We start from the raw sequence: 14,239 nt of genomic DNA on the forward strand, positions 1-14,239 counted from the left end.
AGTGGGCCCTGCCGGGATCGAACCGACGACATCCACGGTGTAAACGTGGCGCTCTACCAGCTGAGCTAAAGGCCCCTGGGTCGAGTCTATGGGGTGGGCGTCATCCGGCCCGCACTTCGTCGCCGACGCGGATCACTCCCCCGCCGCGGACCGGGAGCAGCAGGATGCCGAGCGTCGGCTCCGCCTGGCCGACATCGCGCGTGAGCACCTGCAGCAGGCGCGCATCGCGCTCGCCCGTGTCGGGGTTGGCCTGCACCGCCAGACAGCGACCGATCGGCTGCCGCGCCTCGAACTGCACGTTGCCGATGGTGACGCGCCCGGCCCAGGACAGCTCCTCCCACGCGTCCACTCCGTCGATCACCACGTTGGAGCGGAAGCGACGGTCGTCCACGGGCGCCTCGACGAGGGCATTCAGGGCCGCCACCGAGGCGGCCGCATGCAGCGAGACGAAGCCGCGCGCCCGATCCTGAAAGCGAGAGGTCCCTCCATCGCCCACCAGCGCGAGCGGCAGTCGGCCGGCCGCTCGCAGGCGGCGCGCATCCGGTGTCGCGAGCACGTAGTCGGTCACGGCCTCGCACAGCCTCCGACGGCCCTCCGGATCGAGCCGCTCCTCAGCCAGCAGCTCGCCCGCGAGCGCGACACGCACCAGCCGGCGTCGATCGTCGTACGACAGCGTCAGCCGCGCCAGCGACGGGAAATCCATCAGCGCGAGACCACGGGTCTTGGGCCAGTGGTCGAGTCCGTCGCGATCCTCCGGCTGCGCGGCATCGGCGAAGCGGAATGCGAGCACGCGGTCTCCCGCGACCCGGCCGTCGTCCTGCACCGTCAGCGCGTCGCGACTCTCGGGGGTGAAGCCCTTCACGGGATAGCGGAACAGGGAGGTCACGAACGGCACCCGTCCATCCTGCCCGGTCGAGGGCTCCGGCGCCCTCGGAGGGCGATAGGCTGATGGGCGATCACGCGTGCGCACACGACCCCGTCGGCGCACGCGCACGCACGTTCGCGAGGCACGACCTGCCCCGCTCGACGAAAGGGCATCCGGTGGCTGTTCACGACCAGGATCCGTACTCGCAGGGACCGCAGGACAGCGATCCCGAGGAGACCAGCGAGTGGCAGCAGTCGCTGGATGAGCTCGTCGAGGCGAAGGGCCACCAGCGCGGTCGCGAGATCATGCTGAGCCTGCTCAAGCGCTCGAAGGATCTGCACCTCGGCGTGCCGATGGTTCCCACGACCGACTACGTCAACACGATCGCCCCCGAGGACGAGCCCGACTTCCCCGGCGACGAGGAGCTGGAGCGTCGCTACCGCTCCTGGATCCGCTGGAACGCGGCGCTCACGGTGCACCGCGCCCAGCGCCCTGGCATCGGCGTGGGCGGCCACATCTCGACATACGCGTCGTCGGCGTCGCTGTACGAGGTCGGCTTCAACCACTTCTTCCGCGGCCAGGATCACCCGTCCGGCGGCGACCAGATCTTCATCCAGGGCCACGCGTCGCCCGGCACCTACGCCCGCGCGTTCCTGGAGGGCCGCCTCAGCGAGACCCAGCTCGACGGCTTCCGCCAGGAGAAGTCGGCCGGCGCAAACGGCCTGTCGTCGTACCCGCACCCCCGCCTGATGCCGGAGTTCTGGCAGTTCCCGACCGTGTCGATGGGCCTCGGGCCGATCAACGCCGTCTACCAGGCGATGACCAACAAGTACCTCACCAACCGCGGCATCAAGGACGTCGGCGACAGCCACGTCTGGGCGTTCCTCGGCGACGGCGAGATGGACGAGGTCGAGAGCCGCGGCCAGCTGCAGGTCGCGGCCAACGAAGGCCTCGACAACCTGACGTTCGTCGTGAACTGCAACCTGCAGCGTCTCGACGGCCCGGTGCGCGGCAACGGCAAGATCGTGCAGGAGCTCGAGAGCTTCTTCCGCGGCGCCGGCTGGAACGTCATCAAGGTCATCTGGGGCCGCGAGTGGGACGACCTGCTCGCCCGCGACACCGACGGCGCACTGCTCAACCTCATGAACAGCACGCCGGACGGCGACTTCCAGACCTACAAGGCCGAATCGGGCGCCTATGTGCGCGAGAACTTCTTCGGACGCGACCCCCGCGCGCTCGAGCTGGTCAAGGACTACTCCGACGAGCAGATCTGGGGCCTGCGCCGCGGCGGTCACGACTACCGCAAGGTCTACGCGGCCTTCAAGGCGGCCATGGAGCACAAGGGCCAGCCGACGGTCATCCTCGCCCACACGATCAAGGGCTACGGTCTCGGACCGCACTTCGAGGGCCGCAACGCGACCCACCAGATGAAGAAGATGACGCTGGCCGACCTCAAGCTGTTCCGCGACACGATGCACATCCCGGTCACGGACAAGCAGCTCGAGGACGACCCGTACCGCCCGCCGTACTACCACCCGGGCGAGAACGACGAGACCATCCAGTACATGCTGGAGCGCCGCCGGGGCCTGGGCGGCTTCCTGCCCGAGCGTCGCAGCAAGTACACGCAGATCCCCCTCCCCCAGGACAAGGACTACGCGCTGCTCAAGAAGGGCTCGGGCACGCAGGAGGTCGCCACCACGATGGCCTTCGTGCGCCTCGTGAAGGACCTTCTGAAGGTCGACGGCTTCGGCAACCGCATCGTCCCGGTCATCCCGGATGAGGCGCGCACGTTCGGCATGGACTCGTACTTCCCGACCGCGAAGATCTACAACCCGAACGGCCAGAACTACACGTCGGTCGATCGCGAGCTGCTCCTTGCCTACAAGGAGAGCCCGCAGGGCCAGATCATGCACGTCGGCATCAACGAGGCCGGCGCGCTCGCGGCCTTCACCGGCACCGGCACCGCGTACTCGACGCACGGCGAGCCGCTGATCCCGATCTACATCTTCTACTCGATGTTCGGCTTCCAGCGCACGGGCGACGCGCAGTGGGCAGCCGGCGACCAGATGGCGCGCGGCTTCATCATCGGCGCCACGGCGGGTCGCACGACCCTCACGGGTGAGGGCCTGCAGCACGCCGACGGCCACTCGCATCTGCTGGCCTCGACGAACCCGGCGACGGTGTCGTACGACCCCGCCTACGGCTACGAGATCGCCCACATCGTGCGCTCCGGCATCGAGCGGATGTACGGCGGCCAGCACGAGGACCCGAACGTGATGTACTACATCACCGTCTACAACGAGCCCATCGTGATGCCGGCCGAGCCGGAGGGCGTGGACGTCGACGGCATCGTGCGCGGCATCCACCGCATCTCCCAGGGCCAGGGCGAGGGCCCCCGCACGCAGCTGCTCGCATCGGGCGTGGGCGTGCCGTGGGCGCTCGAAGCGCAGGAGCTGCTCAAGAACGACTGGGGCGTCGTCGCCGACGTGTGGTCGGTCACCAGCTGGACCGAGCTGCGCCGCGACGGCCTCGCGGTCGACGAGCACAACTTCCTCCACCCCGAGGCTGAGCCGAAGACGGCGTACATCACCGACAAGCTCAAGGACGCCGAGGGTCCCGTCATCGCGGTGAGCGACTTCATGCACGCTGTGCAGGACCAGATCCGCCCGTGGGTGCCGCAGCGCTACCTCACGCTGGGTGCCGACGGCTTCGGCTTCTCGGACACGCGTGCGGCCGCCCGTCGCTTCTTCAAGATCGACGGGCCGTCCATGGCGGTGCGCGCCCTGCAGGCGCTCGCCGACGAGGGCAAGGTCGACCGCGGCGTCATCGCGCAGGCCATCGAGAAGTATCGGCTGCACGACGTGAACGCCGGCACGTCGGGCAACGCCGGCGGGGAGAGCTGAGCCCTCACGTGGCTCGGCAGGCCTCTTCCGCCGAGGGCTCGGCGCCCGACGCGGATCGGATGGACAAGGCCGCCACGCTCGCGTGGCTGCGGAGGATCTCCGGCGACCTCGCGACGGCGACCACGACGCGGCTCGAGCAGTCGCTGCCCTGGTACGCCGGCATGCCGCCTGCGCGACGCTCGGCCGTCGGCCTCGTCGCGCAGGCCGGCATCACCTCGTTCATCCAGTGGTTCGACGACCCGACTTCGACACCGTGGATCGCCGCGGACATCTTCGCCGCGGCGCCTCGCGAGCTGCTGCGCAGCGTGAGCCTGCAGCAGACGCTGCAGCTCATCCGGATCACCGTGGAGATCGTCGAGGAGCGCGTCGCTGAGAAGAGCGAGGAGCTGCGCGAGGCCATCCTGCTCTACTCGCGCGAGGTCGCGTTCACGGCTGCCGATGTGTACGCCCGCGCCGCCGAATCTCGCGGACTGTGGGACGCGCGACTGGAGGCGCTGGTCGTCGACTCGATCCTGACGGGCGAGGCCGACGAGGAGCTTCCGAGCCGTATCGCCGCCCTCGGCTGGCACGGCCATGGCGAGGCGTGCGTGCTGGTCGGCACTGCTCCCCCGCAGTTCGACGTCGATCAGGTGCGCCGCACCGCCCGCAAGCTCGGGGTCGACGTGCTGGTAGGCGTGCAGGGATCCCGTCTCGTCGTCGTCATCGGCCGCGCCCAGCGGGCCGAAGACGACGAGCCGGACGCCGACGCGCTGCCGTTCATCGACATCGCGCGCCAGCTCGAGCCCGCGTTCGGCGAGGGCTACCTCGTGCTGGGCCCGACGGTGCCGGCGCTGGTGGATGCCAGCCAGAGCGCCCGCGCCGCGCTGGCCGGCTTCGCCGTGGCGCGTGGCTGGCGGCACGCTCCGCGCCCCGTGGAGGCCGACGATCTGCTGCCCGAGCGCGCGCTCGCGGGCGATCCCGTCGCGAAGCACACGCTCGTCGAGCGGATCTACCGCCCGCTCGCGGCGCACTCGACCGATCTGGTGACGACGCTGTGGAGCTATCTCGACAACGGCCGCTCGCTCGAGGCCACGGCGCGCGAGCTGTTCGTGCACCCGAACACGGTTCGCTACCGCCTCAAGCGCGTCAGCGACGTGATCGGGTGGGATGCCACGGGACCGCGGGAGGCGCTGATCCTGCAGACCGCGCTCATCCTCGGATCGATCGGATCGGCGGATGTCGCCCGTCGACGGGCTGCGGTGCGTCGCCCTCGCGACGGATCGACTCGCTGACGCGTCTGTCTGCCACGCACAAGCGTTCTGTGTTTTCTTGTGAGGCCCTCGCCAGGCTGCGTCTGCGTAACGTTGGCAGACTGGACAGGTGATCGTCGTCGTCTGCCCTGGACAGGGCTCGCAGACCCCTGGCTTCCTCGCCCCCTGGCTCGAGCTGGACGGCGCCGCCGAGCGCCTTGCCGCGTTCTCGGAAGCGGCACAGGTCGACCTCGTGGCGCACGGCACCGAATCCGACGCGGACACCATCCGCGACACCCGCATCGCTCAGCCACTCATTGTGGCGGCCAGCGTGCTGGCGTGGGAGCACCTCACCTCCGGCGGCGCCCGCCCTGCGGGCGTGGCCGGCCACTCGGTGGGTGAGATCGCCGCGCTCGTCGCCGCGGGCGTCATCGACGCCGCCACCGGCATGCGCCTGGTGGGCGTGCGGGGGCGCGCGATGGCCGATGCCGCCGCCCTTGCCGAGACGGGCATGAGCGCGGTCGTGGGCGGCGTCGAGGAGCAGGTGCTCGAGGCGCTCGCCGCGAACGACCTGACGCCCGCCAACTACAACGGAGCGGGCCAGATCGTCGCGGCCGGCGAGCTCGCGGGCCTGGGGGCCCTCGCCGCGCAGGCGCCGCGCGGCAGCCGGGTGATCCCGCTGCAGGTCGCCGGCGCCTTCCACACACGGTTCATGGCTCCGGCGCAGGAGCAGCTGCAGTCGGCGGTGGACTCCATCGACGCGGTGGCCGACCCTCAGCTCGCCCTCTGGACCAACAGCGACGGCGGCAGGCTCGACTCGGGCGCTCGCGCGCTCGAGCTCATCGTGCGTCAGGTGTCGTCGCCCGTGCGGTGGGATCTCTGCATGGCGTCGTTCGCCGAGCAGGGCGTCACGGGCATCATCGAGCTGGCTCCCGCCGGCGCGCTGACCGGCCTCGCCAAGCGCGCGCTCCGCGGCGTGCCGAGCGTCGCGGTCAAGACCCCCGACGACCTCGCGGCAGCGCTCGAGCTGCTCGCCGCCTGAACCCGGCAGCCTGAACCCGCCGCCTGAAGCAAGGAAGACTCATGACCGTCACTCTCAAAGAGGCCGTCGGAGCCGCGCACTCCCGCATCTACGCCTACGGCGCCGCACGCGGCGAGAACGCCGTGCCGAACGACGACCTGATCGGGCCCATCGACTCCAGCGACGAGTGGATCCGCCAGCGCACCGGCATCGTGACGCGCGTGCGCGCCGTCGCCGAGACCGACGCCATCGACCTCGCCACCGCCGCGGGCCGCGAGGCCATCGAGCGTGCCGGTGTCGATCCGGCCGAGGTCGATCTCGTGATCGTCGCGACCATCAGCAACCCCAAGCAGACGCCCTCGGTGTCGGCCATCGTCGCCGACCGGGTGGGCGCGAACCCCGCGGCCGCGTACGACGTGAACGCCGCCTGCGCCGGGTACTGCTACAGCATCGCCCAGGCCGACGCGCTCATCCGGGCGGGAGCCGCGCGCTACGCCCTCGTGATCGGCACCGAGAAGCTCAGCGACATCGTCGACCCGGCCGACCGCAGCATCTCGTTCCTGCTCGGTGACGGCGCCGGAGCGGCGCTGCTCGGCCCGAGCGACACCCCGGGCGTCTCGGCGTCGATCTGGGGTTCCGACGGGTCGAAGGCCGACGCCGTCGGCATGAACCACCGCCTTACCGACTTCCGCGACGGCGTGGCCGAGTGGCCGACCCTCCGCCAGGAGGGACCGACCGTCTTCCGCTGGGCCGTCTGGGAGATGGCGAAGGTCGCGAAGCAGGCGCTGGAAGCCGCCGGTGTCACCGCCGACGACCTCGCCGCGTTCATCCCCCACCAGGCGAACATGCGCATCGTCGACGAGTTCGCCAAGCAGCTCGGCCTGCCCGACACGGTCAAGGTCGCTCGCGACATCGAGACCACGGGCAACACGTCGGCCGCGTCCATCCCGCTCGCGACCCACCGCCTGCTGCAGGAGAACCCCGAGCTGAGCCGCGGCCTCGCCCTGCAGATCGGCTTCGGCGCGGGACTGGTGTTCGCCGCGCAGGTCGTCGTGCTCCCGTAGCGGCGCACAGCGCGACCATAGACTGAACCCCGGTTCCGTCGTCCGATTCGTTTCATCCGACCCCGATACATCCTGAGAAAGAGGAGAGCCCCATGGCATTCACCACTGACGAGGTCCTCGCCGGCCTGGCCGAGCTGATCACCGACGAGACCGGCATCGCCGCGGAGGAGGTCGAGCTCGAGAAGTCGTTCACCGACGACCTCGACATCGACTCGATCTCGATGATGACGATCGTCGTCAACGCCGAGGAGAAGTTCGGCGTGACCATCCCGGACGACGAGGTCAAGAACCTCAAGACGGTGAAGGACGCCGTCGACTTCATCACGAACAACCAGTGACATCCGCGGTGCCGCACCCAGCCTGACGACGGCGGGTGCGGCACCGGATCCCGCGAATCGGAGCACGAGGAACCATCCCATGACCAAGCGCATCGTCGTGACCGGAATCGGCGCCACGTCGGCGATCGGCGGCACGGCCCCCGAGAACTGGCAGAAACTCCTGGCCGGCGCCTCCGGCGCGCGCACGCTCGAGCACGACTGGGTCGCGCAGTACGAGCTGCCCGTGACGTTCGCCGCCGAGGCGATCGTGCGACCCGAGACGGTGCTCGACCGGCCCGTCGCGAAGCGGCTCGACAAGTCGAGCCAGTTCGCCATGGTCGCCGCCATGGAGGCCTGGGCCGACGCGGGGTCGCCGGAGATCGCGCCCGACCGTCTGGGCGTCGACTTCGCCACCGGCATCGGCGGCGTGTGGACGCTCCTCGACGCCTGGGACACCCTGCGCGAGAAGGGCCCGCGTCGCGTCATGCCGATGACGGTGCCGATGCTCATGCCGAACGCGGCGTCCGGCAACCTCTCGCTGCACTTCAACGCGCAGGCGTTCGCGCGCACCGTCGCATCGGCGTGCGCGTCGAGCGTCGAGTCGATCGCGAGCGCCTATGAGCACCTGCAGCTGGGGCTCGCCGACGTCGTGATCGCCGGTGGCACCGAGTCGGCCATCCACCCCATCACCGTCGCCGCCTTCGCGTCGATGCAGGCGCTCTCGCGCCGCAACGACTCCCCCGAGACGGCCTCGCGCCCGTTCTCGGTCGACCGCGACGGCTTCGTGATGGGCGAGGGCGCGGCCGTGCTGATCCTCGAGACGGAGGAGCACGCGAACGCCCGAGGGGCGAAGATCTACGCGGTGCTGGAGGGCACGGCCGTCACGGCCGATGCGTATCACATCACGGCCAACCACCCGACAGGCGCGGGCGCCGCTCGGGCTGTGCGCCACGCGCTCGAGCAGGCCGGCCGCACGCCCGACGAGGTCACGCACATCAACGCGCATGCCACGTCGACGCCGGTCGGCGACCCGGCCGAGTACGCGGCGCTGCTCGACGTGTTCGGCGATCGGGTGCACGACATCCCCGTCTCGGCGACCAAGGCGTCGACGGGTCACCTGCTCGGCGGAACGGGTGCGATCGAGTCGGTGTTCACGGTTCTCGCCCTGCGCGATCGTGTCGCTCCCCCGACGATCAACCTCGTCGATCAGGATCCGGCCATCCCGCTCAAGGCCTCGAGCTCGACGCAGGCGCTGCCGGAGGGCCCCAACGTCGCGATCTGCAACTCGTTCGGCTTCGGCGGTCACAACGCCGTCGCGACCTTCGCGTCGTACGAGGGCTGAGCCGCCGCGCGAGCCGCACATGCGAAGGGCCCCTGGTTCTCCAGGGGCCCTTCGTCGTTCCGGAGTGACGCGTTCTCATCCGCCGGGATGATTCGACCGGCCGACGGTACCGACGCCGCTCCGTGGTCTGTTCGGGCTGTTCAGCCCACCTTGTGGAGCCACACGACGGGTGCGTCGTCGCTGGCGTGGCGGAACGGCTCGAGCTCCTCATCCCACGCCGAGCCGAGAGCGATGTCGAGCTCGCGCTGCAGTTCGATCGGATCGCCGGCCGCGACCTCCATCGCGTACCGGATGCGGTCCTCGGGCACCACGACGTTGCCGGACGTGTCCATCTGGGCGTAGTGGATGCCGAGGTCAGGCGTGTGCATCCAGCGGCCGCCGTCGCTGCGCGGGGTCGGATCCTCCGTCACCTCGAAGCGCAGGTGCTCCCAGCCGCGGATGCCCGTGGCCAGGGCCGCGCCTGTGCCGGCGGGACCTTCCCAATAGAACTCGGCACGTCGTGCCCCGGCCAGCACCGGCTGGTCGGCCCACTCGAAGTTCACGGCACGGCCGATCGAGCGGCCGACCGCCCACTCGAGGTGGGGGCACAACGCGCGTGGCGCTGAGTGGATGTAGACCACTCCGCGCGCCAAAGGTGTCGCCATGATCTCTCCGTTTCGTCAGGTACGTCTTCCCCTACGACCTGACCGGTGTGATCCGGCTGACGAGCTATTCGGTTCTCCCAGCATTATTGCTGCGGTCGGTCGGAATCACAAGCGTGTGATTCCCGCGTCCTGTGTCGCCGCAGCCGCATCGGCGAGCACATGCGCCATGGAGCCGCCCTCGCGCAGGGCCGTGCGCTGCCGTTCCGCCCCCGTGCCGACGCGTGCGATCCGGCGCACGCCCTCGCGTACAGGGTCCTCGTCGCCGTGGCGGCGCAGCGCCGGACCCACCCACGCGAGCATGCGCTCGATCACCGCCACGGCGGCGCGCGGCGTGCCGGTCACAGGGTCGACGAGGCGATCGCCCATCCCGTGGCGCGCGGCGAGCCACGATGCGAGGCGGATGGCCGCCGTCGACGCCGGCAGCGGCGCGATGCCGCTGCGCCAGTCGTCCGCCGCCTGGTCGACCAGCGCGCGGACGACGCACGCCAGCAGCGCCCCGTCCTCGGCCGCCAGGCACACATCGGCGATCCGGACCTCCACTGTGCCGTGGTTACGCGACAGCCGAGCGTCGAAGTAGAGCATGCCCGTATCGAGGATGGCACCGGTGGCCACCAGTTCCCGCTCGAACGCCCGGTAGGCCGCCGCGTCGGCGAGCACGTCGATGGGGCCCGCCGTGGGCCAGTGGTGCCAGACCACGAATCGGAAGCTGGCATGGCCGGTGTCCTCGCCGTCGCGGAAGGGCGAGTTGGCCGACAGCGCGAGCACAGCGGGCAACCACGCGCGGATGCGGTTGAGCACCGCGACGCCCTCCTCGTCGTCGGCGACGCCGACGTGCACGTGGAATCCGCACTCCAGGGTCGTTCTCGCCATGCCCGCGTAGCCCTCGGCGATCGCCTGGTAGCGCCGCTTGAGCGTGGTATGCGGTTGCACGGGCAGAGGCGAGCTCGCCAGTGCCACCGCTCTCGCACCGCGGTCACGGGCGAGACCGTTCGCCGTGCGGCGCCCCGCCCGCATCAACGCGAGGAGCTCGCCGCGGTCGGTGCAGGGCGACGAGACGACCTCGATCATCTCCTGCTGCATCTCGGCCTCGAGCGCGAAGCCCGCGCTGTCGCCGTGGCCCGCGCGGTCCAGGATGTCGGGCGCCAGCGCTCGCGGGACCCCGGTGACGGCGTCGACCAGCAGCAGCTCTTCCTCGACGCCGAACGTTCGCATGCCTCACTATGGGCATACCCATGGCGGGGGCGAAACGGACTTGACGCGACTGCGGGCCCTGATCCCGTCCTCGTGCCTGGGCGGTCCACCCGGGACGGTCACGCTGATCCGCGACGGCTCGCGGGCGACTCGTCGCGATAGACCCTGTGCTCGCACCGAAAAGCGCTCCGGCGGAAGTTCGTGGGGCAGGCGGGACTCGAACCCGCGAATCGTTGAGTTATGAGCTCACTGCCTTAACCAGCTTGGCCACTGCCCCGCATCGACACTACTCGTGTCGGACGCCTGCCTCCGCGCTGGCCACGCGGAGCGCCGGAGTCAGCCCGAGCGGTCTTCGGGCGGCGGCGTACGACGTCTGAGCAGGTCCTCCGGATCGCGGAGGTTGCGCAGCTGGTCGAGCGGAGTGACCCCCTGGGGGGCCGGCGCGTCGCCGTCGCCGCTGCCGCGGGTGATCTCGATCTGCTGGCTCTCGCTCAGCACCTGCGGATGGTGCTTGGCCAGCAGGAACACCCCGTAGGACGCGATGACCCCCGCGAGCACGAAGATCAGCAGGGCCGGCACCGGCGCGTGGGACGCCTCCCCCAGCACGATGGCGGCGATCAGCACGGCGACGATCGGATCGATCACCGTGAGACCGGCGATCACCAGGTCGGGCGGTCCCGACGAGTACGCCGTCTGCACGAAGTAGCCGCCGGCGGCAGCCGCCGCGACCAGCGCTATGAGGCAGACGATGGTGATCCATTCGAAGTCGTCCGACTGGATCCGCTTGATGACGACCTTCGCGAGCGTCGCGACGAAGCCGTACAGCACGCCAGCCGCCGTGATGTAGAACAGCGCTCCCATGCGCTTGCGCATGATCACCCACATGCCGCCCAGCAGGATGATGACGACGAGCAGGATCGCCAGCACCGTCAGCAGCTCGAAATCCGACAGCGGTCGCTCGGTGGCGTAGATCGCGGCGACGATGACGAACAAGAAGATGCCGCCGACGCACAACCCGATCGAGATGAGCGACTTGCGCGTCGGCACATGACCGGTGACCTGGGCATTGAGAAGCGTCGTGATCACAAGCGACACGGCGCCCAGCGGCTGGACGACGATGAGCGGAGCGACCGCGATGGCGCTGAGCTGGCAGACGATCGCGACGCCCAGCAGCACGGTGCCGATGACCCAGGACGGACGCGTGAGCAGTCGCATGAGGTGCGACATCCCGAGACCCGTCTCACCGGTCGCGCCCGACAGCTTCTCGACCTTGCGCACGCCCTGGCTCTGATACTGGGCGCCGAGCGACATGAACACCGCTCCCGCGAGGGCCAGCGGGATGCCGAGCAGCAGCCCCGGGTTCTGGAACGCGCCGACCAGCTGGTCTCCCACGCCTTCCATCCCGGCCCCCAGGCCCCATGGAACGATCCCGCGATGCACCCTCCGAGGGTACCCGGCGGGTGCCCCACTACGCTGGAGGCATGGCCGTTCTCCCGATCCGCATCATGGGCGATCCCGTGCTCCACGCCCCCGCTTCGCCCATCGAGCAGATCACCGAGGAGATCCGCACGCTGGTGGCCGACATGTTCGAGACCATGGACGCCGCTCCGGGCGTCGGCCTCGCCGCCCCGCAGGTCGGCGTGCCGCTGCGCATCTACACGTACTCGTACGAGGACGACGAGGGCTCCCCCTGGCGGGGCGTCATCCTGAATCCCGAGCTGTGGATGACCCCGCTCGTGCCGGGCGAGCCCGACGAGGACGAGGAGTCGGAGGGGTGCCTGTCGTTCCCGGGCGAGCGCTTCGCGCTGCGCCGCTCCGAGCGCGTGCTGGTGACGGGCATCGACCTCGACGGCGAGCCCGTGCGCATCGACGTCGACGGATGGCGCGCCCGCATCATGCAGCACGAGTTCGATCACCTCGACGGCGTGCTCTACATCGACCGGCTCACGGGGCCCGACGCGAAGCTCGTGCAGAAGATCGCACGCAAGCGTGGCTGGGGCCGCCCCGGTGCGAGCTGGATGCCCGGGGTCGACGACCTCGAGGGCTGAGGCCCGCACGCAGGCGGTCTCGCATCAGCCGTTGCACAGCGAAGGGCGGTTCGCGACATGCGCCTCATGTCGCGAACCGCCCTCCCCCGCCAGGCCGCGGCGTCCCCGCCTACTCGGCGATCGCCACCCCGCCGCCCTGCGGCAGCGCGGTGGGTGCACCGATCATCGGACGCCCGAGCGCCCGGTACTCCCACCCGGCCTCGAGGTAGGCCTCGACGTCGAGCGCGTGACGCGCGTCGACGATCCGGCGCGCCGCTGCGAGCCGGCCGAGCACGCCCGGGTCGGCGTGACGGAACTCGTCCCATTCGGTCAGCAGCACGGTCACCTCGGCACCCGCGACAGCGGCGTCCATGGAGTCGACGTAGTCGAGGTCCGGGTACACGCGGTGGGCGTTGGCGTTGGCTTCGGGGTCGTAGACCGCGACGGTCGCTCCCTCGAGGTAGAGCATGCGGGCGACGTCCAGCGCGGGCGCATCCCGCACATCGTCCGAGTTCGGCTTGAACGCCGCGCCCAGCGCCGCCACGCGCACGCCTTCGAGCGAGCCGCCCGCCAGCTCGCGCACCAGGTCGACGGTGCGCGAGCGTCGGCGCAGGTTGATGCCGTCGACCTCGCCGAGGAATGCCACCGCCTGGCCCGCGCCGAGCTCAGACGCCCGGTGCTGGAACGCGCGGATGTCCTTCGGCAGGCAACCGCCGCCGAAGCCGAGGCCCGGCCGCAGGAACCGGCCGCCGATCCGGTCGTCGTACGCCAGCGCGACCGACAGCACGTCCACGTCGGCGCCCGCCACCTCGCACACCTCGGCCATGGCGTTGATGTACGAGATCTTGGTCGCGAGGAACGAGTTCGCCGCGACCTTCACGAGCTCGGCAGTCGGCAGATCCGCGACGACCAGGGGCGTGCCGGCGTCGAGCAGCGGTCGGAACACGCGCTGCAGCTCCCGCTCCGCACGCGGCGAGGCGACCCCGAACACGAGCCGGTCGGGGTGCAGGGTGTCCTCCACCGCGAACCCCTCACGCAGGAACTCGGGGTTCCAGGCGAGCTCCAGCTCCTCGCCCACGGGTGAGACCTCGCGCACCAGCTCGCGCAGACGCGCGGCGGTGCCGACCGGCACGGTCGACTTCCCCACCAGCAGCGCGGGGCGTGTGATGCGCCGCGCCAGCTCGGTGAACGCGCTGTCGACGTAGCGCAGATCGGCGCCATGCGAGCCGGGCAGCTGCGGCGTGCCGACACACACGAAGTGCACGTCGCCGAATGCCGCGGCCTCGTCGAAGTCGGTGGTGAACCGGATGCGCCCCGCGTCGAGCACCTCCCGGAGCTTCTCCGGCAGGCCCGGCTCGAAGAACGGCACCCGGCCGGCCGCGAGCTCCGCGACCTTGGGGGGATCGACGTCGACTCCGAGCACCTCGAAGCCGAGGGCGGCCATGCAGACCGCGTGAGTGGCGCCGAGGTACCCGGTGCCGATGACGGTGATCCGCGGGGCCGCGAAGTCAGTCTGGCCCTGGACGGTGATGTCGGTGTGGTTCATTTCGTTCTCCCTGGGGGTGGGTGGTGCGTGCGGTGGGGGTGGAAGGAGGCGCTCGAGGGCGCGGTCGAAGACGGTGGCCTCGCGGACGGG

The 14,239-nt window shown here is 70.5% G+C and carries 12 protein-coding genes and 2 tRNA genes; 7 read left to right on the forward strand and 7 right to left on the reverse strand.

What is annotated here, in order from left to right; all coding sequences use genetic code 11:
- Positions 1-2: 2 nt before the first annotated feature.
- Positions 3-75, reverse strand: a tRNA-Val gene (locus ABTW64_RS00805).
- Between the two features lie 25 nt (positions 76-100).
- A complete protein-coding gene (locus tag ABTW64_RS00810; RefSeq protein ID WP_350618193.1) occupies positions 101-895 on the reverse strand; it encodes an MOSC domain-containing protein in 795 nt (264 codons plus the stop codon).
- A gap of 146 nt (positions 896-1,041) precedes the next feature.
- On the opposite strand from ABTW64_RS00810, the gene aceE reads away from it, so the two are divergent.
- From aceE to ABTW64_RS00840, 6 genes are all read left to right on the forward strand, one after another.
- Positions 1,042-3,768 carry a pyruvate dehydrogenase (acetyl-transferring), homodimeric type gene (aceE, locus tag ABTW64_RS00815; RefSeq protein ID WP_350618195.1) on the forward strand — a complete coding sequence of 909 codons (2,727 nt, stop codon included), beginning with the start codon at positions 1,042-1,044 and terminating at the stop codon, positions 3,766-3,768.
- Positions 3,769-3,827: 59 nt separating this feature from the next.
- Positions 3,828-5,039, forward strand: coding sequence for a PucR family transcriptional regulator (locus ABTW64_RS00820; protein WP_350618197.1), 1,212 nt, complete (start codon positions 3,828-3,830; stop codon positions 5,037-5,039).
- Between the two features lie 88 nt (positions 5,040-5,127).
- Positions 5,128-6,039 (forward strand): ACP S-malonyltransferase, encoded by a 912-nt coding sequence (locus ABTW64_RS00825; RefSeq protein ID WP_350618199.1) that lies wholly within the window; start codon positions 5,128-5,130, stop codon positions 6,037-6,039.
- Positions 6,040-6,080: 41 nt separating this feature from the next.
- A complete protein-coding gene (locus tag ABTW64_RS00830) occupies positions 6,081-7,082 on the forward strand; it encodes a beta-ketoacyl-ACP synthase III (protein ID WP_350618201.1) in 1,002 nt (333 codons plus the stop codon).
- Between the two features lie 92 nt (positions 7,083-7,174).
- Positions 7,175-7,420 carry an acyl carrier protein gene (locus tag ABTW64_RS00835; RefSeq protein WP_350618203.1) on the forward strand — a complete coding sequence of 82 codons (246 nt, stop codon included), beginning with the start codon at positions 7,175-7,177 and terminating at the stop codon, positions 7,418-7,420.
- A 79-nt stretch (positions 7,421-7,499) separates the two neighbouring features.
- A complete protein-coding gene (locus ABTW64_RS00840) occupies positions 7,500-8,741 on the forward strand; it encodes a beta-ketoacyl-[acyl-carrier-protein] synthase family protein (RefSeq protein WP_350618205.1) in 1,242 nt (413 codons plus the stop codon).
- Between the two features lie 140 nt (positions 8,742-8,881).
- Here the strand turns inward: ABTW64_RS00840 and ABTW64_RS00845 are convergent, their stop codons facing one another.
- The 4 genes from ABTW64_RS00845 to ABTW64_RS00860 form a co-directional block, all read right to left on the reverse strand.
- Entirely contained in the window at positions 8,882-9,385 is a 504-nt protein-coding gene (locus ABTW64_RS00845) for a DUF3145 domain-containing protein (RefSeq protein WP_350618207.1), read from the reverse strand.
- 105 nt (positions 9,386-9,490) lie between these two features.
- Complete coding sequence (locus tag ABTW64_RS00850) at positions 9,491-10,597, reverse strand: carboxylate-amine ligase (RefSeq protein ID WP_350618209.1); 1,107 nt, start codon at positions 10,595-10,597, stop codon at positions 9,491-9,493.
- Between the two features lie 181 nt (positions 10,598-10,778).
- Positions 10,779-10,853: transfer RNA gene (locus ABTW64_RS00855), tRNA-Ile, on the reverse strand.
- Positions 10,854-10,912: 59 nt separating this feature from the next.
- On the reverse strand, positions 10,913-11,977 hold the full coding sequence (locus ABTW64_RS00860; protein WP_350618816.1) for a DMT family transporter: 1,065 nt from the start codon (positions 11,975-11,977) through the stop codon (positions 10,913-10,915).
- Between the two features lie 80 nt (positions 11,978-12,057).
- On the opposite strand from ABTW64_RS00860, the gene def reads away from it, so the two are divergent.
- On the forward strand, positions 12,058-12,624 hold the full coding sequence (gene def, locus ABTW64_RS00865; RefSeq protein ID WP_350618211.1) for a peptide deformylase: 567 nt from the start codon (positions 12,058-12,060) through the stop codon (positions 12,622-12,624).
- Positions 12,625-12,733: 109 nt separating this feature from the next.
- Here the strand turns inward: def and ABTW64_RS00870 are convergent, their stop codons facing one another.
- Positions 12,734-14,149, reverse strand: coding sequence for a UDP-glucose dehydrogenase family protein (locus tag ABTW64_RS00870; protein ID WP_350618212.1), 1,416 nt, complete (start codon positions 14,147-14,149; stop codon positions 12,734-12,736).
- Between the last annotated feature and the right edge of the window lie 90 nt (positions 14,150-14,239).

Source organism: Microbacterium sp. NPDC096154, from assembly GCF_040302945.1.
Taxonomy (GTDB): domain Bacteria; phylum Actinomycetota; class Actinomycetes; order Actinomycetales; family Microbacteriaceae; genus Microbacterium.